The organism is Arthrobacter pigmenti (assembly GCF_011927905.1).
In the GTDB taxonomy this organism is placed as follows: domain Bacteria; phylum Actinomycetota; class Actinomycetes; order Actinomycetales; family Micrococcaceae; genus Arthrobacter_D; species Arthrobacter_D pigmenti.
Genome location: NZ_JAATJL010000001.1, coordinates 382807 through 403370, shown reverse-complemented (window position 1 = coordinate 403370; position 20564 = coordinate 382807). Strand labels below are relative to the sequence as shown.

The 20564-nt window shown below is 63.9% G+C and carries 20 protein-coding genes; 9 read left to right on the top strand and 11 right to left on the bottom strand.

Features of this window, described 5'->3' with window-relative positions:
* Window positions 1-79 precede the first annotated feature (79 nt).
* Window positions 80-1207, top strand: a complete 1128-nt coding sequence (gene serC, locus BJ994_RS01965) for a phosphoserine transaminase (RefSeq protein ID WP_167990912.1) — start codon at window positions 80-82, stop codon at window positions 1205-1207.
* Here the strand turns inward: serC and BJ994_RS01960 are convergent.
* The 3 genes from BJ994_RS01960 to BJ994_RS01950 are packed head-to-tail and all read right to left on the bottom strand — an operon-like array spanning window position 1204 to window position 3422.
* Window positions 1204-2490: an MFS transporter gene (locus tag BJ994_RS01960; RefSeq protein WP_167990910.1), complete on the bottom strand. Its 1287-nt coding sequence runs from the start codon at window positions 2488-2490 to the stop codon at window positions 1204-1206. The genes serC and BJ994_RS01960 overlap by 4 nt on opposite strands.
* Window positions 2491-2523: 33 nt before the next feature.
* The gene (locus tag BJ994_RS01955) at window positions 2524-3033 is read right to left on the bottom strand and encodes a DUF3027 domain-containing protein (protein WP_167990907.1); all 510 of its coding nucleotides are present in this window, start codon (window positions 3031-3033) and stop codon (window positions 2524-2526) included.
* A 5-nt stretch (window positions 3034-3038) separates the two neighbouring features.
* Window positions 3039-3422 (bottom strand): cold shock domain-containing protein, encoded by a 384-nt coding sequence (locus BJ994_RS01950; RefSeq protein ID WP_167990905.1) that lies wholly within the window; start codon window positions 3420-3422, stop codon window positions 3039-3041.
* A gap of 173 nt (window positions 3423-3595) precedes the next feature.
* Between BJ994_RS01950 and BJ994_RS01945 the strand changes: the two genes are divergently transcribed.
* The 5 genes from BJ994_RS01945 to BJ994_RS01925 all read left to right on the top strand — a co-directional run bounded on the left by BJ994_RS01945 (window position 3596) and on the right by BJ994_RS01925 (window position 10194).
* Window positions 3596-3871 carry a hypothetical protein gene (locus tag BJ994_RS01945; RefSeq protein ID WP_167990903.1) on the top strand — a complete coding sequence of 92 codons (276 nt, stop codon included), beginning with the start codon at window positions 3596-3598 and terminating at the stop codon, window positions 3869-3871.
* A 54-nt stretch (window positions 3872-3925) separates the two neighbouring features.
* A complete protein-coding gene (locus BJ994_RS01940) occupies window positions 3926-6301 on the top strand; it encodes a helicase-associated domain-containing protein (RefSeq protein WP_167990900.1) in 2376 nt (791 codons plus the stop codon).
* Between the two features lie 3 nt (window positions 6302-6304).
* Window positions 6305-7948 carry a DNA repair helicase XPB gene (locus BJ994_RS01935; protein WP_167990898.1) on the top strand — a complete coding sequence of 548 codons (1644 nt, stop codon included), beginning with the start codon at window positions 6305-6307 and terminating at the stop codon, window positions 7946-7948.
* A gap of 71 nt (window positions 7949-8019) precedes the next feature.
* Complete coding sequence (locus BJ994_RS01930) at window positions 8020-8730, top strand: response regulator (RefSeq protein WP_167990896.1); 711 nt, start codon at window positions 8020-8022, stop codon at window positions 8728-8730.
* Window positions 8731-8748: 18 nt separating this feature from the next.
* Window positions 8749-10194, top strand: coding sequence for a sensor histidine kinase (locus BJ994_RS01925; protein WP_245192224.1), 1446 nt, complete (start codon window positions 8749-8751; stop codon window positions 10192-10194).
* Between the two features lie 174 nt (window positions 10195-10368).
* On the opposite strand, the gene BJ994_RS01920 is transcribed toward BJ994_RS01925, so the two are convergent.
* Window positions 10369-11181 (bottom strand): ABC transporter permease, encoded by an 813-nt coding sequence (locus tag BJ994_RS01920; protein ID WP_167990894.1) that lies wholly within the window; start codon window positions 11179-11181, stop codon window positions 10369-10371.
* Window positions 11178-12149 (bottom strand): ATP-binding cassette domain-containing protein, encoded by a 972-nt coding sequence (locus BJ994_RS01915; protein WP_167990892.1) that lies wholly within the window; start codon window positions 12147-12149, stop codon window positions 11178-11180. Before BJ994_RS01915 ends, BJ994_RS01920 begins: the two co-directional genes overlap by 4 nt.
* An 80-nt stretch (window positions 12150-12229) precedes the next feature.
* Here BJ994_RS01915 and BJ994_RS01910 point away from each other — a divergent pair, with 80 nt between their 5' ends.
* Both BJ994_RS01910 and BJ994_RS01905 read left to right on the top strand, forming a co-directional pair.
* Window positions 12230-13000, top strand: coding sequence for a TetR/AcrR family transcriptional regulator (locus BJ994_RS01910; protein WP_167990890.1), 771 nt, complete (start codon window positions 12230-12232; stop codon window positions 12998-13000).
* A gap of 115 nt (window positions 13001-13115) precedes the next feature.
* Complete coding sequence (locus BJ994_RS01905) at window positions 13116-13406, top strand: WXG100 family type VII secretion target (RefSeq protein ID WP_167990888.1); 291 nt, start codon at window positions 13116-13118, stop codon at window positions 13404-13406.
* 141 nt (window positions 13407-13547) lie between these two features.
* Here BJ994_RS01905 and groL read toward each other — a convergent pair whose 3' ends face one another.
* The 4 genes from groL to BJ994_RS01885 all read right to left on the bottom strand — a co-directional run bounded on the left by groL (window position 13548) and on the right by BJ994_RS01885 (window position 16746).
* Complete coding sequence (gene groL, locus BJ994_RS01900) at window positions 13548-15182, bottom strand: chaperonin GroEL (RefSeq protein WP_167990886.1); 1635 nt, start codon at window positions 15180-15182, stop codon at window positions 13548-13550.
* A gap of 291 nt (window positions 15183-15473) precedes the next feature.
* The gene (locus BJ994_RS01895; RefSeq protein ID WP_167990883.1) at window positions 15474-15680 is read right to left on the bottom strand and encodes a cold-shock protein; all 207 of its coding nucleotides are present in this window, start codon (window positions 15678-15680) and stop codon (window positions 15474-15476) included.
* 126 nt (window positions 15681-15806) lie between these two features.
* On the bottom strand, window positions 15807-16418 hold the full coding sequence (locus tag BJ994_RS01890; RefSeq protein ID WP_167990881.1) for a LytR C-terminal domain-containing protein: 612 nt from the start codon (window positions 16416-16418) through the stop codon (window positions 15807-15809).
* A 37-nt stretch (window positions 16419-16455) separates the two neighbouring features.
* Entirely contained in the window at window positions 16456-16746 is a 291-nt protein-coding gene (locus tag BJ994_RS01885) for a DUF3263 domain-containing protein (protein ID WP_167990878.1), read from the bottom strand.
* A 144-nt stretch (window positions 16747-16890) separates the two neighbouring features.
* Here BJ994_RS01885 and BJ994_RS01880 point away from each other — a divergent pair, with 144 nt between their 5' ends.
* Window positions 16891-17628 carry a uracil-DNA glycosylase gene (locus BJ994_RS01880; RefSeq protein WP_167990876.1) on the top strand — a complete coding sequence of 246 codons (738 nt, stop codon included), beginning with the start codon at window positions 16891-16893 and terminating at the stop codon, window positions 17626-17628.
* Window positions 17629-17641: 13 nt separating this feature from the next.
* On the opposite strand, the gene BJ994_RS01875 is transcribed toward BJ994_RS01880, so the two are convergent.
* Window positions 17642-19132 (bottom strand): threonine/serine exporter family protein, encoded by a 1491-nt coding sequence (locus BJ994_RS01875; protein ID WP_425339398.1) that lies wholly within the window; start codon window positions 19130-19132, stop codon window positions 17642-17644.
* Between the two features lie 275 nt (window positions 19133-19407).
* Window positions 19408-20481: a lipid II:glycine glycyltransferase FemX gene (locus tag BJ994_RS01870; RefSeq protein WP_167990874.1), complete on the bottom strand. Its 1074-nt coding sequence runs from the start codon at window positions 20479-20481 to the stop codon at window positions 19408-19410.
* Between the last annotated feature and the right edge of the window lie 83 nt (window positions 20482-20564).

Below are 20564 nucleotides of genomic sequence, written 5' to 3'. Positions count from 1 at the left end.
CACAATGCATTGTCGCTGTGTGCGCTGGTGCAGAATGGTTTTTCGACCCCACATTGCCCAAGACCGTCCTGGAGCGACCATGAGCAACACTGCCGATATCCGCATTCCCACCGAACTCCTCCCCCAGGATGGACGGTTCGGTGCCGGGCCCTCGAAGGTGCGCTCAGCGCAGCTGGACGCACTGAACGCTGCGGGTACCACTCTGCTGGGTACCTCGCACCGGCAGGCTCCGGTCAAGAACCTGGTGGGCTCCGTGCGGTCCGGTCTAGCGGAGTTCTTCCGGGCACCCGATGGCTACGAGGTAATCCTCGGGGTAGGTGGTTCCACGGCGTTCTGGGACGTTGCCTCCTTCGGTTTGGTGAACGCGAAGGCACAGCACCTTTCATTCGGTGAGTTCGGTTCAAAATTCGCCGCAGCAACCTCCAAGGCCCCTTTCCTGGAGGATTCGACCGTCATCACCGCAGAGCCCGGAACCTGTCCGAGTCCGGCTGCGGAGCCCGGCGTCGATTTCTACGCGTGGCCGCAGAATGAAACCTCCACCGGCGTCGCGGCTCCGGTTAAGCGTGTGGACGGGGTCGACGACGGCGCCCTGGTAGCGATCGATGCCACCAGCGCGGCAGGCGGCCTGCACGTGGACGTTGCGCAGGCAGACATCTATTACTTCGCACCGCAGAAGAACTTTGCTTCAGACGGCGGCCTCTGGCTCGGACTGTTCTCCCCGGCCGCGCTGGAGCGCGCTGCAGGCATCAAGGCATCGAAGCGCTGGATCCCCGACTTCCTCGACCTGCAGACAGCCATCGACAATTCCCGGCTGAACCAGACCTACAACACCCCGGCGCTGGCCACGCTCGTCACCCTCAACGCACAGGTGGAGTGGCTCAACAGCAACGGCGGCCTCGAGTTCGCTGCCAACCGGACGGCGGACTCGGCCGGACGCGTTTACGGCTGGGCAGAGCAATCAAGCGTAGCCACCCCGTTTGTGGCGAATGCGGCGGACCGCTCGAACGTCATTGCAACCATCGACTTCGACGACTCCGTTGATGCCGCGGCTGTGGCCAAGGTCCTGCGGACCAACGGAATCGTCGACGTCGAGCCCTACCGCAAGCTTGGACGCAACCAGCTGCGCATCGCCACTTTCGTGGTAATCGAGCCGGAGGACGTCTCCGCACTGCTGCAGTGCATCGATTACGTCGTGGAGCGCTCTTAGCCGTTGCGATCGGCGGTATCGCGTGCCGTGGCGGCCAGGGTCAGCCTGAGCCGCCTCGGCGAGGGATGCACCAGCCGCACCGTAATCCGGTGCGAGCGCCAGATCCAGATCAGTCCGGCCAGGGCTGCCACCACTCCGGAAGCCGCTGCAACCACCAGTCCCCAGCGCGGCCCGTAGGCATTGGTCACCCAACCCACAATGGGCGCGCCGATCGGCGTGCCGCCGAGGAAGATCGCGAAGTACAGGGACATGACGCGGCCGCGCATGGCCTGCGTTGTTGTGGTCTGGACATAAGCATTCGCGCTGGTCATGAGAGTGAGCGCGAACAGGCCCACAGGGACCAGTGCAACGCCGAACAGCCAGACCGACGGCGCCAGTGCGGCGAGCAGACAGGCCACACCGAAGGCTGCCGCTGCTCCGAAAACGAACCGAAGTCTCGGCCCTTCCCTGCGAGCCGACATCAGCGCACCCGCCACGGAACCCACCGCCATGATGGACGACAGGGTCCCGAAAACACCCGCCCCGGTGTTGAACTCCGTCCGCGCCATGGCGGCGATGTAGACGGCGAAGTTGAGGCCGAAGGTACCCACAATGAAAATGGCAAACATTACCATGATCAGGTCGGGCCGCTGCCTCACATACCGGAAGCCTGCCCGGATGCGCCCGCGGCCGGGCGCTGAGCGGTCAAGGACGCGCAACTCGTTCCGCCGGATAGTGACGAGGACAAAGATCATCGCACCGAACGTAACGGCGTTGATCAGGAAGACCCAGCCGGGACCGACGGCCACCGTCAGCAGGCCGGCTACTGCGGGACCGAACATGCGCGCGCCGTTGAAGGAGGCGCTGTTCAGCGCGACGGCATTGGGTAGATAGTCATCGCGGACCAGTTCGGACACGAACGTCTGGCGAGCCGGGGCATCGATCGAAGAAACTATCCCGAGTGCGAGGGCGAACGCATACACGTGCCAGAGCTCGGCGATCCCCAGCACTACAAGGATGCCCAGGCCCACGCCGAGGGCAGCCATGGCTGACTGTGTCCCGATGAGGAGTTTCCGCCGGTCAACGGAATCGGCGATCAACCCGGCCCAGGGCGCCATGAAGAGCTGCGGACCCAACTGCAGCGCCATGACAATGCCCATGGCCGCTGCATCCTGGTCGGTCAGGACGTCGTAAACGAGCCAGTCCTGGGCCGTGCGCTGCATCCAGGTCCCCACGTTGGAGATCAACGCGCCAATGAACCACAGTCGATAGTTGTGGATGTGCAGGGAACGGAACGTGCCCATCAGGACGCCTTCCTTTCTGCCGTGCACTCCTCGCTAGGCAACTGGGGATTCGCCTCCAGGGGTCTTTGGCTCGGCGTCGTCCTCTGCTGCCTGCGTATCCGCAGCACTCACCGTATCCGGGACGATCGGCTCGGTGATGGGCGCGTCAGCCTGATCGGCGTCCTCTGGCCGCACGCGATCTGACCAGGGGACCCAGTCCGGGGCGAGCAGTGAATCTTCGGAGGGCAGGAGCCCCAGTTCGCAGACTGTCGCGTCCTTGCCGCGTGGCACCCGGGCAAGCGTGGCGAACCACTGCCAGCCCGCATAGCCCGGAACGTTCGCGGAGAACCGGTGCGTAACCAGCCGCTCCGCTTCGGGGGAGACGCCAAGATGTGCTCCCACTTCGGAATCTCCGGCAATCTGCTCCACCGCGCTGCGGGCAGCATCGACTGCCGCGGCCAACACGGCGTCCGGCTTGGAAGGCTTACGCAGCGGTTTCCGCTTCGGCGGCTGCGCTACTGCCGTCTCCGTTGATGCCTGGGATGATTCCGGGGACTCGCTCACTGGATCTAGACGTCCAGATCATCGGCAACGGCGCGAAGTACCGCCGCAACTTTGGCTGAGTGGGACTTGTCCGGGTAGCGGCCACGGCGAAGTCCATTGGACACGTCATCCAGTAGACGGATCAGGTCTTCAGTTATGACCGCCATGTCTTCCGCGTTCTTGCGGGTGGCTTTGGCAACCGATGGCTGCGCGTCGAGAATTCGCGCGGACAGGGCCTGGAGACCCTTACGGCCGTCGGCGACGCCGAACTCCAGTTTGGTGCCGACCTTCACTTCGGACACCCCGTCCGGGAGCGCCGAGGCGTGAAGGAATACTTCCTTGCCGTCATCCGTCGCCAAAAAGCCGAAGCCTTTCTCGGAGTCGAACCACTTAACCTTGCCGATAGGCACGTCATTACCTCGTTCTCGAACTGCTTGCGCACACTGTGGCGTCCAGGACCTGCCGGCGTATCCGGCTAATCCGCTCACTCGGTTGGGCGTGCGCGGGGGAAAGTCTGCCTTAATAGGATACCGGTCGCTCGGGGCGGGTTTGGGCCGGAGGGCTCTTGTACGCTGGAAGCAATATGAAACAGAATCCCGGGACGCCGCAACCAGCCGACGACGACGCCCGCCGCCCGGCCGGGGAACGGGGCGGAGGTGCGCGTCTCGTCTTGCTCATTGCCGCCGTCGGCTTCGCCGTTCTGGGCCTGTTTGCCCTCCTCGCGGTTCTTCTGACTGCGCTCCTTGGCGCTGAGGTATGGCCGGGATTCGTCGCAACGGCTTATGTCTGCCTGCCGCTCGGCTTTGTCCTGATGGTCGTCCACGTTCTTCTCGGCCTCCGCCTTCGCGGCCGGTCCTGACCAATTCATCCGCTTACAACGCCGCCCTCACCACGTACGAGTAACGTTAATACGGTGTCCGCCATCCGCGCCCTGTCCCGGGACCTGGCTTCCCGAAGCGATGCCGAACTCCGGCAGCTGATCTCGGCGCGCCCGGACGTGGTGCTCCCGCCGGTTCCCGATTTCTCCGCCCTCGCTGCCCGCGCCTCTACCCGTGTCAGCGTGCAGCGCGCCCTGGAAAGCCTTACCGCCCCGCAACTGCTGGTGCTCGAAACCGTGGTGCTTGCAACGGATGTTGATGCCGCCACGGGCACCACTGCCGCGCAGTTGAAGAGGTACATCGCGAACACCACGGCCAAGACGCTGGAACCGCTTCTTGCGCACCTGCATGCGCTCGCGCTGCTTCGCACCGGCACAGCAAAAGGCCGTTCCGCCTACTTTCCCCTGGATACGCTCACAGAGGCACTCGGACCCTACCCCGGTGGCCTCGGGCGCCCCATAACCGCCCTGTCGCAGCAGTATCCGGAATATGCCGTCCATGTACACAACGGGGTGGCGACCTTTCGCGCAGAGGGCGTCCGGTTCCCCGGACTACCAACCACCGACGACGACGCCGCCACCCTTGTAACGGGGCTGGCCGTTTGCTGGGACACCATAATAGGGCTGGCGCCCGAGCGAACGGGCGCCCTGCTCGAGAAGCTCACCGCGTCACCCGTGGGTTCGGCTCCCGCGTCAGAGGCAATGTCCGCAACTCCCGTGCAGTGGCTGCTGGAGCGTGGGCTGTTGATCCGACTGGATGCCAACCACGTTGAACTGCCCCGCGAAGTAGGCATCGCGGCCCGCGGCGGCGTCATCATTCCTGCTTTGCCGGTCGCTCCCCCGGTGCCGAGCCTCAAATCAGTCCGCTTCAGCCTCCGCGACAACGCCGCCTTCGGCGCGCTGGCTGAAACACTGAGGCTCCTCACCGAGTTACTCGCCGTCATCCACGGGAACCCGGTCACGACTCTGCGCACGGGTGGAGTGGGCGTACGGGAGATCCGTCGCCTGGCTGACGCCATTCGGGCAGATCGCGAGCAGGTGGTGTGGCTGCTCGAGCTGGGTGCCGCTGCCCGGCTGATCGTCCTGGATCCCGACAGTTCCCGCTGGGTGGCGGTCTCCGACGGCGCCTGGCACTCGATCGACCGGGACGAACAGTGGGCCAGGCTTGTCCGTGCGTGGCTCGACCTGGAACGGGCCCCGTCCCTGATCGGTGGCAAACTTCCGACCGGCAGCCAGGTGAATGCACTCTCCTCCGAGGCAATCCGCACGGATGCCCCGGCAGTCCGTCGTCGTACGCTCGTCGCCGCCGCGTCGCTTTCGGCTGAGGCTGCCAACGACGGCGGTGCGTGCGTATTGGACGCACCTGCACTGATCACACTGCTCGCCTGGGAACGGCCCCGGCTGCGACGGCGCTTCGCCCGCCTGGTGCCGGGAATCCTGGCCGAGATGGGACATCTTGGCCTGCTCGGTTCTGGAGCCCTGACCGGGTTGGGAGCCGCCGTCGCAGAAGAACGCTTCGATGACGCCCTCCTCTCGCTGCGCGATGCCCTGCCCAAACCGCTCAGCCACTTCATGCTGCAAGCAGATTTGACCGCCGTCGCACCGGGTTATCTCGAACCGCCGGTTGCACGCGAGCTCGCCCTGCTGGCTGCGGCCGAAGGACAGGGTCCGGCAACGGTATACCGCTTCTCTGCACAATCCATCCGGAACGCGCTCGATGATGGACAAGACGCGGCGTCGATTCTCGCTTTCCTGAACAAGCACTCGGCAACCGATGTGCCTCAGCCGCTGCGGTATCTCGTTGAGGACACTGCGTCCCGCTATGGATCCCTGCGCGTGGGTCCGGCCTTCAGTTACGTGCGCAGCGACGACGACGCCGCACTGACCGCCCTGCTGGCAGATCCGGCAGCCGCGGCGCTTGGGCTCGTCCAGCTGGCTCCGACCGTCGTGACGGCGCAGGCCACCCCGGCCGAACTGTCCGGCGCGCTGAGGGAGCTCGGCTACTCTCCCGCCCTCGAAGGAGGTGCGGTGCCGCGTCCGTCGGTCCGGGCAGGCGGCGGCGCGCCGTCGTCGTCGTCGTTCTTACCCGCCACCAGAACCAATCCCTGGGTTCTCACCGATGAAGACGCCGCCGCGCAACTGCAAGTGTTGCGGGGCAGTGCGCGGCCCGGTCCTGCCTCCGGGGCGGAAAGCGAGGCGCTGATCGGACTTGAGACGCTCCGGACGGCGATCAGGACCAGGCAGCCGGTCAGGCTGGGTTTCGCGGACAGCGTCGGGAATTCGATCCGGCAGATCTTTGTTCCACTGTCGGTTTCGGGTGGGCGCGTAAGGTTGATCGATCCCGAGAAAGACACTGAACGCGTAATTTCCGTGCACCGGATCATGGATGTGGAAACTGTGGAAGGGGCTTGACGGATGCCTAATGGGCCGCTGATCGTCCAGAGCGACAAAACCATCCTGCTTGAGGTGGACCACGAGCAGGCAACTGAGGCGCGGCATGCCATCGCGGCGTTCGCCGAACTCGAACGCGCACCGGAGCACGTGCACAGCTACCGACTCACCCCGCTGGGCCTCTGGAATGCGCGCGCTGCGGGCCTGGACGCCGAGCAGGTATTGGACACCCTGCTGAAGTATTCACGCTTCCCGGTCCCGCATGCGCTGCTGATCGACCTCGAGGAGACGATGTCGCGTTACGGGCGCCTTCGCCTCGAGAAGGACGCCCAGCACGGACTCGTCCTGCGGACCAACGACTACCCGATCCTTGAGGAGGTGCTGCACGCCAAGAAGATCGAACCGCTGCTCGGTCCGCGGATCGACGGTGAGACGGTGGTGGTGCATTCCTCACAGCGTGGTCAGCTCAAGCAGCTGCTGCTCAAGCTGGGCTGGCCGGCGGAGGACCTCGCAGGCTACGTGGACGGGACCCCGCACCCGATCGTGCTGGAGGAGAACGGCTGGTCCCTCCGGCCGTACCAGAAAGTAGCGAGGGAGAATTTCTGGGCGGGCGGGTCCGGCGTCGTCGTCCTGCCCTGCGGCGCAGGCAAGACGCTGGTGGGGGCAGCCGCGATGGCCACCAGCTCCACCACCACGCTGATCCTGGTCACCAACACCGTGTCAGCCCGGCAGTGGAAAGATGAGCTGCTCAAGCGGACGTCGCTGACCGAGGATGAGATCGGCGAGTACTCGGGCTCGGTCAAGGAAGTCCGGCCGGTCACGATCGCCACCTATCAGGTGCTCACTCTCCGCCGAGGCGGGTTGTATCCCCACCTCGAACTGCTCGACGCCAACGACTGGGGCCTGATCGTCTATGACGAGGTACATCTGCTCCCGGCGCCGATCTTCCGGATGACCGCCGACCTGCAGGCCCGCCGCCGGCTCGGGCTCACCGCCACGCTGGTGCGCGAGGACGGGCGCGAGGGCGAGGTGTTCTCGCTCATCGGCCCGAAGCGCTACGACGCGCCGTGGAAGGACATCGAGGCGCAGGGCTACATCGCCCCCGCCGATTGCGTGGAGGTCCGTGTCGATCTCCCCCGCGACGAGCGGGTTGCGTACGCAATGGCCGACGACGGCGACAAGTACCGTCTCTGCGCAACGTCCGAGACGAAGAACTCCGTAGTGGAGAAGCTCGTTGCATCGCACAAGGGCGAGCAGTTGCTGGTCATCGGCCAGTACATTGACCAGCTGGATGAACTCGCCGAGCGGCTGGACGCTCCCGTCATCAAGGGTGAGACGTCCGTGAAGGAGAGACAACGCCTGTTCAACGCCTTCCGCGCCGGGGAGCTGAACACCCTGGTGGTGTCCAAGGTCGCGAACTTCTCGATCGACCTGCCGGAAGCGTCGGTGGCAATTCAGGTGTCCGGATCGTTTGGTTCGCGCCAGGAGGAAGCGCAGCGCCTAGGCCGGTTGCTGCGCCCCAAGGGTGACGGCCGCGCTGCCCGCTTCTATACCGTCGTGGCACGCGACACCATTGACCAGGACTTCGCGGCCAAGCGCCAGCGGTTCCTCGCAGAACAGGGTTATGCATACACGATCATGGACGCTGCGGATATCCCTCAGACATAACCAGTTGACTGTCCACAAGCTCCCCGAATACGTCCAGAAAACTCCCAGCTACTGGGAGCAGACTGGGAACCGTGAATAAGTCGGTACCTGAAGCCAAACTACTTGTAGTCGATGATGAGCCGAATATCCGGGAGCTACTGTCCACCTCGCTGCGTTTTGCGGGGTTCGACGTCGTGGCTGCCGCCAACGGACGCGATGCCCTGGCCGCGGCAGAAACCCATAACCCGGATCTCGCCGTCCTCGACGTGATGCTGCCGGACATGGACGGCTTCACAGTCACCCGGCGCCTGCGCGCGGCCGGCCGCCACTTCCCCGTGGTCTTTTTGACGGCCCGGGATGACACCGATGACAAGGTCACCGGCCTCACCGTCGGAGGCGATGACTACGTCACCAAGCCCTTCAGCCTCGATGAGGTTGTTGCGCGTATCCGGGCTGTGCTTCGCCGTACCCAGCCGCTTGACGACGACGGCGCGGTCATCCGCGTTGACGATCTTGAACTGGACGACGACGCCCACGAGGTCCGTCGCGGCGGTGAGGTGATAGACCTTTCCCCCACCGAGTTCAAGCTGCTGCGCTACCTCATGATGAATCCCAACCGGGTGCTGTCCAAGGCACAGATCCTGGACCACGTGTGGGAGTACGATTTCAATGGGGACGCTTCCATTGTGGAGTCCTACATCTCCTACCTTCGTCGCAAGATCGACAAGAATCCCGATGCGCCGGCGCTGATCCAGACCAAACGCGGTGTCGGCTACCTCCTGCGTACCGCCGACAAACGGTAATCCCGCACCGTCATAGCCTTGTCTCGATACTGGAATTCCGCGTCGCTGCGTACGCAGCTCATCGCCATCATGACCCTGCTCATGGTGGTCACTGTCGCGATCACCGGAATCGTCACCATCTCGCTGCTTCGCAACAGCCTGGTCACCCAGATGGACCAGGACATCGAAGCAAACGCGCAGGCAGTGTCCTACAGCATGGGAAGCGTGGAGTCGGACGCCAGCCAGAATCTCTTCCGGTTCTACGGAGTCTGGCTGGACTCTGAGGGATTCCCCGTCCGCACCACTCACTCTTCTGAGCTCAATGTCCCTGACATTCCCCGACTAACCCTTCAGAAGGTAAAGGCCCTGGGCGGATCCGGCTTCACCGTTCCCGGGATGCAGGGCGAGAGCGACTGGCGCGTAGTCGCCTTCACACTCAACGATGGCGAAAGCTCCATTGCGGTGGCTACGCGGATGACGTCCGTGAATGATGCGGTCTCCGAGGCGGGACGCATCATCTTCACCGTGGGTCTCTTCGCGATCGCTGCCGCTTCCCTGGTGGCGTACCTGGCGGTCACTCGTCAGTTCCGTCCGCTGAGCCGCGTGGAGAAGACCGCCGCGGCGATCGCCGCCGGCGACCTGTCGCGGCGTGTCGAGGTGGAGCGGCCGGCCACCGAAGTGGGCCGGCTGTCCCGCTCCCTGAACGCGATGCTGGCGCATATCGAGTCTGCGTTTGCTGCGCGCATGGATTCGGAGCGGAAGATGCGCCGGTTCGTCGCGGACGCGTCCCACGAGCTACGCACTCCACTGGTCACCATCCGTGGCTTCTCGGAGCTGTACCGCCATGGTGCCCTACAGAATGACGACGACGTCCGCGCCGCCATGGGCCGCATCGAAAGCGAAGCAAAGCGCATGGGGCAGCTCGTTGAGGACCTGTTGACGCTCGCCCGGATCGATGAGCAGCGCCCGCTCGAATCCCAGCCACTTGACCTGCTCGTGCTGGGCAACGATGCCGCCCTTGACGCCCGGGCAATCGCCCCTGAGCGGGACATCCGCGTGATTGGCCTCGACGGCGGCAAGGCCAGGCACGCGCCGACCGTCGGCGATGAGGCGCGGCTGCGCCAGGTTGTGGCCAACCTGATGACCAACGCCCTGCGCTATACACCCGAAGGCACACCCATCGAGATCGCGGTGGGGGTCGCACCTGTCATCCATGGCCGGAGCGATTCAGTGATCGAGGTGCGCGACCATGGGCCGGGCATTTCCGACGACGACGCGGCGCGGGTCTTTGAGCGCTTCTACCGTGCTGATTCCTCCCGCTACCGGGAAACGGGAGGAACCGGCCTCGGACTCGCCATTGTGGCCGCCCTTGTTGCGCAGCATGACGGGACAGTCCGCCTCGATGAAACTCCCGGAGGCGGAGCCACGCTGTCGATCCGGCTACCTCACGCCGCAGGGACGGACGAGGTCACCGGAGCGGAATAGCGCCGGCTGCTAGCGCGTCACAGCTCCCCCAAACTCGCTCCGCTCGCCCGGGTACCCCTCGCTGCTAGCGCGTCACAGCTCCCCCAAACTCGCTCCGCTCGCCCGGGTACCCCTCGCTGCTAGCGCGTCACAGCTCCCCCAAACTCGCTCCGCTCGCCCGGGTACCCCTCGCTGCTAGCTGCGCAGCTTGCGGTATGCCCGCGCGGAAAGCGGTAGGAAGATCGCCGTGATGGCCAGCGGCCAGAGAAGCGCCATGGTGAGCGCATGGTCCGCGAGCCAGCCGCCGGTCGCGCCGGTCGGATTGCCGAAGAGTTCCCTGGCCGCGGTTGCGGTTGCCGAGATCGGATTCCACTGGGCTGCTGCACCCAGCCATCCAGGCATGGTCTCCGGCGCTACAAACACGTTCGACAGGAAACCCAGCGGCCAGATGAGAACCTGCACCGCCGTCGTCGCGCCCGCATTCCTCAGCGTAAGGCCGAGGAAGATCCCTACCCACAACAGTGCGAAGCGCAGCCAGAGGAGAAGCACGACGGCGAGCGCTGCCGAGCCCAGGTCCGAGGTTATCCGCCAGCCGATGAGCAGCCCTCCAACCACGAGGACGCCCAGGTTGAGCGCTGAATAGGCCATGTCGGCGCCGCTTCGTCCGAGGACAACCGCTGTGCTTCCGATGGGCAGGGACCGGAACCGGCTGGTGATGCCCTTCTTCGCGTCGCTGGAGATGGCGGTCATGGTCTCGTCCAGGCCAAACATCATCGTCAGTGCCAGCATTCCGGGCAACAGGAACTGGATGTAGCTCCCTCCGCCCGGTACTTCGATCGCACCGCCGAAGAGGAAGCCGAACATGAGCAGCAGCATGATCGAGAACATCACCCCAAAGATGGGTGTCGCGGGCTGGCGCACCCAGTGGAGCAGATCCCGTTGAGTGATGATCCAGCCGTCCCGCAGCGCTTTGATCAGGCCTGTCCCCGTGTATGTAACGTCAGTCATTGTGCCTCCATACGTGCGGATCGGGCCGGATCGGTCTCGGTGAGGGCGAGGAACACTTCGTCCAGGGTGGGACGCCGCAGCACAAGGTCGTCCGCTTCCAGTTCGGCTGAGTCAAGCGCGCGGACCGCAGCGAGAAGGGCCGTCGAGCGGTCGGGGACCTCGAGCGTTATGGTGCGGACGCCTTCGCTGGCCCGTGCCGGGACTCCCAGGGCGCCGCCAAGCACCTGCATAGCGTCCTGCAGCCGGCGGGAGTCCTTGATCACCACCTCCAGTCTGTTACCGCCGCGTTGCCTCTTGAGCTCTTCCGGCGTGCCCTCGGCGATGACCCTGCCTGCGTCCATGACCGAAATGCTGTCTGCCAGCTGATCGGCCTCGTCCAGGTATTGGGTTGTGAGGAGTACGGTGGTCCCCTCGCCGGCGACCTCGCGCACGGTCGCCCACACCTCATTGCGGCCACGGGGGTCCAGGCCGGTCGTGGGCTCATCGAGGAACAGCACGGCCGGCCGCCGGATGAGACCGGCGGCAATGTCCAGCCTGCGCCGCATGCCGCCCGAGTAGGTAGCTACCGGGCGCTCGGCGGCCTGGGTCAACTCGAACCGGTCCAGCAACTCCGCTGCGCGTTCCACCGCAGCGGACTTGCGCAACCCGAACAGCCGCCCAAACAACACCAGGTTCTGCCGCCCGCCCAGCACTTCATCAACGGCCGGCGACTGCCCTACCAGCCCGATTCGGCTGCGGACCAGCTGCCCCTCGGTCGCCACATCGTGGCCGGCGATACTCGCGGTGCCGTAATCCACCTCTATGAGCGTGCAGAGCGCGCTCACAGCCGTACTCTTTCCGGCACCGTTTGGACCCAGCAGTCCGTGGATGGTGCCGGCGCGCACTTCAAGATCGAAGCCGTCCAGCGCCTGCGTATCCCCGTAGCGCTTCCGTAATCCCTGAGCTGTCATTGCACTCTCCGTGCTCATAACCGTCCTTAATTCCGTACGGCATACGCCGTAGTTTGGATCATCAGCGTACACCATACGGAGAAGGTAGGGTAGTGGGAATGGCAATCGAATCGACCGGCACGGGAGACGTGGACCGCACGCTCAAGTTGCTCTGGCGCCAACAGCTCGGCGAGCCCCAGGGCAGCCGCGGCCCGAAGCAAAAAGTGAGCGTGGACGACGTCGTGATCGCCGCCGTCGCGCTCGCGGATGAAGAAGGGGTCGAGGCCGTCACAATGCGCCGGATCGCGGAGCGGCTGGGACTCGGCGTAATGTCCGTCTACACTTACGTTCCGAGCAAGTCCGAGCTCATCGACCTGATGGTCGACTGGGTGGTGGGCGAACAGGGCACCCCGGAGCACGTTGGATCACCACGGGAGCGCCTCACCCGTATGGCTCGCCTTCAGTGGGACGAGTACCTGCGCCATCCCTGGCTGTTGGAGGTTGACACGAGCCGTCCGCCGATCGGGCCAAACAGCGCGGATCGTTATGAGTGGCAGCTCGGTACCGTGGAAGGGATTGGGCTTGATGACATCGAGATGGACCAGATTGTGGCGCTCGTGGTCGGCTTCGTGTCCGGGCCGGCCCGCGGCAGGCTCAACGCGCAACGGATAGAGCAGAGCACCGGCCTTAGCGACCTCCAATGGTGGGAAACCAACGCCCCACTCCTTGAACAGATCATGGATGGAAGCCGCTACCCCGTCTCAGGCAGGGTTGGCCAGGCTGCGGGTGAGGCATACAACGCCACGGCTAATCCAGAGCTGACCTTCGAGTTCGGGCTCGAACGGATCCTGGACGGCATCGATCTGCTGATTCAATCGAAGGCCTACTAGTCCTCCACAGCCGAGCGTTTCACGGCTGGTTTTCCACATTCCTGACCGCTGCGCCCCGTAGAGAAGTTCGTTCCCCTAGCGTCGGCTGTACACGGGTACAACCACAGGAGGAACAATGACTTTCTTTCACGTCGACACCGATTCGCTGGCAGCCAAGAGCGCGGATGTCCAGAACACCATTGCCCGGCTGCAGGCCGAGGTGAATGCGATGCAGTCCGGGCTACGCTCGCTTGAGTCCGAATGGCAGGGCCGGGCCTCGCAGAACTTCCAGCAGCTCGTCACTGACTGGCGCGCCACCCAGGCCAAGGTGGAAGAGTCTCTGGCCAGCATCAATGAGGCACTGGGAATGGCAACCCAGCAGTACTCGGAGGCGGAGGCGAGCAACGCGCGGATGTTCATGCACTAGGAACCGCGGAGCCGTAGATGTCCGGCGGGTTCGCCCGTCCCGCACCCGCCGGAACAGCGTGCTATGCCCAAGAAGGAAGGCCGGTCACCCCGTCAGGGTAACCGGCCTTCCTTCTTGTTGTTCGCGGGGAACGGATGGGGACTAGAAGCCGCCCATCCCGCCCATGCCGCCCATCTCGTCGCCGCCGCCGGCAGGAGCAGCCTTCTCAGGCTTGTCTGCGACAACAGCTTCGGTGGTCAGGAACAGCCCGGCAATGGATGCCGCGTTCTGCAGGGCAGAGCGGGTTACCTTCACGGGGTCGTTCACGCCGGCTGCGAGGAGATCCTCGTAGTCGCCGGTTGCGGCGTTGAGGCCATGACCGGCAGGAAGACCGCGGACCTTCTCGATAACGACGCCGGGCTCGAGGCCTGCGTTGAAAGCGATCTGCTTGAGCGGGGCGTCGATGGCGATGCGGACGATGTTCGCACCGGTTGCCTCGTCGCCTTGCAGGTTGAGGTTGGCGAATGCCTTGGCACCGGCCTGGATCAGTGCAACGCCACCACCGGCGACGATGCCCTCTTCAACGGCAGCCTTCGCGTTGCGGACGGCGTCCTCAATGCGGTGCTTGCGTTCCTTGAGTTCAACCTCGGTTGCGGCTCCGGCCTTGATGACTGCAACGCCGCCGGCCAGCTTGGCCAGGCGCTCCTGCAGCTTCTCGCGGTCGTAGTCCGAGTCGGAGTTCTCAATTTCGGCACGGATCTGGGCCACGCGGCCGGCGATCTCGTCAGCGTTTCCGGCACCCTCGACGATGGTGGTCTCATCCTTGGTGACAACAACCTTGCGGGCCGAACCAAGCAGGTCCAGGGTTGCGTTCTCCAGCTTGAGGCCAACTTCCTCGGCGATGACCTGGCCACCGGTGAGGATGGCGATATCGGCCAACTGAGCCTTGCGGCGGTCACCGAAGCCCGGAGCCTTGACGGCAACAGACTTGAAGGTGCCGCGGATCTTGTTGACCACGAGGGTAGCCAGGGCTTCACCCTCGATGTCTTCGGCGATGATCAGCAGCGGCTTGCCGGACTGCATGACCTTCTCGAGGACGGCAACGAGGTCCTTGACGTTGGAGATCTTCGAGTTGACGATCAGGATGTAGGGGTCTTCGAGGACCGTTTCCTGGCGCTCTGCGTCGGTGACGAAGTAGCCGGAGATGTAGCCCTTGTCGAAGCGCATGCCCTCGGTGAGCTCAAGCTCAAGACCGAAGGTGTTGGACTCCTCGACGGTGATGACGCCTTCCTTGCCAACCTTGTCGAGGGCTTCGGCGATCAGGTCGCCGATCTGCTGGTCCCCTGCGGAGATCGAAGCGGTAGCGGCGATCTCTTCCTTCGTCTCGATCTCCTTGGCGGAGGCGAGCAACTCGGCGGTCACAGCGTCAACGGCCTTCTCGATGCCGCGCTTGAGGCTGAGGGGATCGGCACCTGCGGCTACGTTACGCAGGCCTTCCTTGACCAGGGCCTGGGCGAGCACAGTGGCGGTGGTGGTACCGTCACCGGCGACGTCGTCAGTCTTCTTGGCAACTTCCTTGACCAGCTCGGCGCCGATCTTTTCGAACGGGTCGTCCAGTTCGATCTCCTTGGCGATGGACACGCCATCGTTGGTGATCGTGGGGGCGCCCCACTTCTTCTCGAGGACAACGTTGCGCCCGCGGGGGCCCAGCGTTACCTTGACTGCATCAGCGAGGATGTTCAACCCGCGCTCGAGGCCGCGGCGAGCCTCTTCATCAAAAGAAATGATCTTGGCCATAACGGCTTAGGTCCTTTCGGGGACGGTCTTGATCAGCTGCTACCGGTCTGCGATGCCCGCGACGGACGGACTTCACCGGGATGATCTCTGTACGTCCCGGTTCTGCCCTCACCGCAGAAGGTGCTTGTTCACTCGAAAGGCGACGCCTTAGCAGTCGTCACGCTCGAGTGCTAAGTCAATAATTAGCACTCTAGAGGTGTGAGTGCAAGCTGTTCGCGTTGGGAAAACAACGACGACGGCGCGCCCCCGTGTGGGGAACGCGCCGTCGTCGTTCTGGAACGTAGGTGCGGATCAGGATGCCAGCCGCACGGCTTCAGCCTGCGGCCCCTTCTGCCCTTCTCCGATCTCAAACTCCACCCGCTGCCCCTCATCGAGTGCGCGGTAGCCTTCCATCTGGATCGCGGACCAATGCACAAATACGTCCGCTCCACCTTCATCTACGGTGATGAAGCCGTATCCCTTTTCAGCGTTGAACCATTTAACGGTTCCCTGCGCCATGTTGTTCTCCCACTGTGTAGATCCCCCGCTTGCTGTTGATGGCGGGGCTGCAATACATCTAATCCCACTTGAGGACGTCAGTGATGCAGAACACAGTGAATGTTATTGATCCTTAACCGGACCGGATTACTGGAAGCCGGGCCCAACCACGACGGTTATGTTTTCGGAGAAACCAGCGTTGCCCTGGACCGTGGTTATGCCGAGCACTCGCCCAAGCTCTTCGGCGGAAGCACGCTGCTCCTCCCCGTTATACAGGATGAGAGAACTCTGCACCGGCTGCCCAGCCCAGTTAGCAATCTGGGTTACATTCCAGCCGTCAGTCTGCAGCCGCCCTGCCGCAGTGCTGGCCAGGCCGGCAACCGTAGTGGCGTTGAGCACTGCTACGGGTTGCGCCCTGTCGACGACGGCCTCCGGCTCCGTCTCAACAGGTGTAGGTTCCGGCGTGGGCGCTTCGGAAGGACTCGGCTCCTCGCTGGGAGCCGCACTGGCGGTTTCCTCCGTTGATGGCGTTGACGGCGCCGCGCTGGAAGTCTCCGGTGCTGATTCGCTTGCCTGGCCGATTCCGAGCCGCGGGAAAATGAAGTAGGCGGCAAAGCCTACTGCCAGCACCATCAGGCCAACAAGGATCTTCAGTGCCAGTCCACCCGATCGGGGCGGTACAAGCCGTTCCCTGTGCACTCCCTGACGTGCGGCGGTTTCGGGCACCTTGTCGAACTCGTCGCGGGGGAACTGGCTCATGTGTTGAGGAATCCTTGAACTGTGGTTGGGCGTAGCCTTAGACGTCAACTCCGAGACGGCGCGCCGAACGCGCGCGCTGTCGGGTTGTACGTAGTCTACGCAATCTCTTTACAAGCATCGGATCGTGGGCAAGCGCCGCCTCGGTGTCGATGAGTGCATTTAGGATCTGGTAATAGTGCGTCGCCGAAAGGTCGAACATTTCCCGGATCGCCTGTTCCTTGGCTCCGGAGTACTTCCACCACTGGCGCTCGAGTTCCAGCATCCGCTGTTCCCTCTCGCCCAGCGTGTCATTGACGGCATCGGCCCCCTCGGCATTCTGCACCTTCACTGCCGCACCCTGTACTCCCACGACACACCGTCCAATCCGCTGTTTCCGCCCCAACTTCTTCGTCCATGGTAGAGGCGAATCACATGCTTGTCATTCTCCCCTGCACGGTTCGGCGATTGGAACCTGAACAGCCAAAATAGAGGAATGAACGACGACGGCGCACTATTCCACCCGGCCGGGCCAACAGACACCGGAGCACTGCCGTTCGCCGCACCGGCAAGGCTGACGGACGTCATGGCGCCGGACTGGGCCGCAGCGCTGGCGCCGGTACAGGATCACGTGCACCATCTGGCCCGGACATTGGAGGCGGAGCAGCACGATGGCGCCCACCTGTTGCCCGGCCCGGACCACATCCTGCGCGCATTCACCTATCCGATGAGCCACGTAAAGGTCCTTATCGTGGGACAGGATCCTTATCCCACCCCCGGCCACGCAGTGGGGCTCTCTTTCTCGGTTTCGCCGCAGACGAAGCTCCCACGCAGTCTGGTGAATATCTACAAGGAGCTCGCTGCGGACCTCGACGCACAGGCTCCAGCGCAGGGAGATCTCTCCGGCTGGGCCGAGGAGGGAGTCCTCCTGCTCAACCGGGTCCTCACGGTCCGCGCCGGTGAAACGGGCTCGCATCGACGGATCGGCTGGGAAGCGGTGACGGATGCCGCCGTTCGTGCGTTGACGGAACGGCACCAGCCGTTGGTGGCAATCCTCTGGGGACGGGAAGCACAGCAGCTCAAACCGCTTCTCGGTTCCACCCCGCTCATCGAGTCAGCCCACCCCAGCCCTCTCTCTGCCGCGCGGGGGTTCTTCGGCTCGCGCCCCTTCAGTAGGGCCAATGCGCTCCTACAGGCCCAGGGCGCCGCGCCGGTGAACTGGCTGCGCACCTGATTCGGACCGATCGTCAGCGGCGGCGGTTGCGGCGCCGCTCGTTGCTACTGAGCTTCCGGGTGAACGGACGTGCCAGGTTGTCGCCGAGAACCACTCCCCCGGCTATGGCGAGGATGATCGTGAGGGCGTTGAAAAGGCCGATCGCGCCGGCACCGGAAACGTCGCCTTCGATGGTGAGGTCATACATCGACCGAAAGATGGTGAGACCGGGATAGAGGAACATCACCGCTGGAACAGCCACCACCAACTGCGGTGCTCCCATGCGGAGCGCTACAACGCGGGCCAGCATGCCGATCACGACCGCCGCCAGGGCGGGCGCAAGCCGGTAGCCGACCCCTAGTGCGACCACCAGGGAGTAGAGCAGGAATCCCGCTGTGCCGATCAGCGAGGTTGGAAGCACCAGCCCCATGTCGGTCTGCTCCGCAATGCAGATCATTGCGACGGCGATGAAGACCAGCACCGCGACGACGGGCAGCGGGTAAAGCGACCCGTCCGAGGAGGTGACATCCAGTTCGGGCACTCCGATGATGTTGCCGATGACCAGTGCGACGGCGATCCCCGACACTATGCCCGCGAAAACTAGGAATGCAGAGAGAAAACGACCGGCAGCGGTGACCGGGAACCCGTTGATTGCGTCCTGGGTTGCGGAGACCAACCGGCCGGTGGGCAGGAGCAGCAGGATCCCTCCCACAACCACCAGACCCGGCGCGATCGGCACGTTCAGCCACCAGAACAACATGGCTGTCAGCGTCACGAGGGCCGCGGAGGTCGCCGTAGCGAAGAACTCGGGGACCCGCCAGCGGCTCAGCTGACGGGACAGCAGGTCCACGCCGATACAGCTGCCGAATGAGATCAATGCGCCCAGCGGCCCACCACCGATGAACAGCACGATGGCCGCCGCGAACACTCCGAACGCCGCAGTGACCATCCAGCGGGGGAACGGCTTGGGCTTCGTGGTGATCTCGTCCAGGCGGCGTACAGCCTCGGCGCGGTCCACTCCGCCTTCCACTATCTCGGTCACCAACTGATGGACCCGTGTGAGGCCCGCGTAATTGTTGGTCCAGGAACGGACCACCCTGAGGACTGTGGTTGGGGTCTGGTCCTTCGCCGAGTAGTTCAGCACCACTGACTGGTTGGTGATGTCCACTTCGATGTTGTCCAACCCGAACGCGGCTGTGACCGCGATGATGCTTGTTTCGACTTCGAGGGCGCCTGCGCCATAGCGGAACATCGTTTCGGCCAGACTGAGCGCGAAATCGAGCGTCCGGCGTGCGCCGACGTCGGGGCCGCCCGCCTGGATGGTGGGGTTCGCGTAGGGGCTGCCCGCGAGGCGCTCGACGAGGTTCATCGCCTGGGTTGGCGGAGCTTCGCCCTGCACCAGCCTTCGAAGCACTTTGCGCGCTGCTACGTGGGAGCGGTCCGGACGGGCAGAACGCGGCGTAATCGGCAGCGCGTCAGTTGGGCTGGCCTGCACCCGCGCCGCACTTTCCGTTTTCCTGGCGATTTTCGATGCGGCCTTGCCCGGCCCCTTGTTGGTGTGCTTGCGGGGAGCCTTGTCGGTGGGTTTGCCCGGCTTGCCCGCACCCCTTTCCGACACCTCGCCCGCAGGCCCTCGTGGCGCGTTCGGCACAACCGGCAGCTGCTCGGCCACCGGGGAAGGGTTGGTGTTTGGGCTCCGGCGGTTGTCCTCGCCGGTGTCATCTGCCACTGGTACCCCTTTCCTTGTGTAGAGCCGCAGAGTGTAGAGCCGCAGAGTGTAGAGCCGCAGGTCCTAGCGGTTTAGTAGAACGGTTGGCGGTGGCGCCGCCAGTACAGTTGCCGCAGGACGCGTTCGCCTAGCTTCTGCCACGCACGGTACTTGATTGGACTGAGCACCAGGTCATAACAACCTACGAAGTCCGTCACCGTTTTGGTGAAGCTGGTCTTGAACAGTCCCAACCCATGATGCTGGTGGGTCTTGTCCTTGAGTTTGTCGCTTGGCGGCGTGCCGCAGAAATCGTATTCGACAATGCCGTGTTCGTTCTTGAGATCAGTGATGGCCGTCCACTGGAGCAAATGCGAATCACCGTATTGCGAGCGCCGGGGCTTCGACCCGCCGTCCTTGTACGTTCCCTTACGGCCATAGTTGATGACGAAGGCGCCAACCGAGGGTTCGCCCTCCTCGTGCACGAAGTACAACCGCCCCTGTCCGGCCGAGACGAAGTTGGACCAGAACCGCTGATAGTACTCGAAGGAGCGCAACCGGGCGGCGGACCTGTCTTCGATATGCGTCATGAGCCGGTACATCGTGCGGAAGTTCTCATCCGTCGGTTCCATGCGCTGCACCGTGACGCCCTCGCGCTCCGCACGCCGCACGGCATTCCGGCCTCGGCTGTGCAGGTTCCTCAACAACTGGTTCGGTTCCGGTGTTGTATCCAGGATCGCAGTGGAGTCGTTGGGCTGCAGATTGAACGTCTTCACTAGTCCGGCCCGGGCAAAGACCGCGCGGACGTCGTCGTCGTCAATGATGTCCGGCTCTATTTTCACAGCGAAGACCGCCAGGTTTGAACGGCGGATGAACTCGGTCAGCGCGGACAGGACCGCTGGAACGTCCGTCGGGGTTGCTACGTCAGGCCCCTTGATCAGGTACCAGAAGCGGCCCAGAAGCGGCACCTTCTTCTCAATGACGAGGTTGTACGTGGAGTATTCGGCCGACTCGAAGACGACGAACAACGGATTCCAGCCGTGATGCGACTTTACCTCGGCGAAAGATGCCGACTGAAGCATATTGCCGCCATTGGGGTTGGCGGTGACCAATGAATCCCAGTTCCCCCGTTCTTCCTCGGTGGCAAAACGCGCGGTAAACGTACCCATGTTCCTCAATCACAACTGGCCGGCAGGACTCGATTCAGTGTAGCCGTTTGCCCGGCCCATCCTTCGCTGCCCTATACCGCGGT

Coding starts and splice junctions, on each gene's coding strand:
- BJ994_RS01935 (WP_167990898.1), top strand. CDS start 6,305: ATGCCTAATGGGCCGCTGATCGTCCAGAGCGACAAAACCATCCTGCTT.
- BJ994_RS01915 (WP_167990892.1), bottom strand. CDS start 12,149: ATGAGCACGGAGAGTGCAATGACAGCTCAGGGATTACGGAAGCGCTAC.
- BJ994_RS01870 (WP_167990874.1), bottom strand. CDS start 20,481: ATGGGTACGTTTACCGCGCGTTTTGCCACCGAGGAAGAACGGGGGAAC.
- BJ994_RS01945 (WP_167990903.1), top strand. CDS start 3,596: ATGAAACAGAATCCCGGGACGCCGCAACCAGCCGACGACGACGCCCGC.
- BJ994_RS01890 (WP_167990881.1), bottom strand. CDS start 16,418: ATGAGCCAGTTCCCCCGCGACGAGTTCGACAAGGTGCCCGAAACCGCC.
- BJ994_RS01910 (WP_167990890.1), top strand. CDS start 12,230: ATGGCAATCGAATCGACCGGCACGGGAGACGTGGACCGCACGCTCAAG.
- BJ994_RS01960 (WP_167990910.1), bottom strand. CDS start 2,490: ATGGGCACGTTCCGTTCCCTGCACATCCACAACTATCGACTGTGGTTC.
- serC (WP_167990912.1), top strand. CDS start 80: ATGAGCAACACTGCCGATATCCGCATTCCCACCGAACTCCTCCCCCAG.
- BJ994_RS01895 (WP_167990883.1), bottom strand. CDS start 15,680: ATGGCGCAGGGAACCGTTAAATGGTTCAACGCTGAAAAGGGATACGGC.
- BJ994_RS01920 (WP_167990894.1), bottom strand. CDS start 11,181: ATGACTGACGTTACATACACGGGGACAGGCCTGATCAAAGCGCTGCGG.
- groL (WP_167990886.1), bottom strand. CDS start 15,182: ATGGCCAAGATCATTTCTTTTGATGAAGAGGCTCGCCGCGGCCTCGAG.
- BJ994_RS01880 (WP_167990876.1), top strand. CDS start 16,891: ATGAACGACGACGGCGCACTATTCCACCCGGCCGGGCCAACAGACACC.
- BJ994_RS01905 (WP_167990888.1), top strand. CDS start 13,116: ATGACTTTCTTTCACGTCGACACCGATTCGCTGGCAGCCAAGAGCGCG.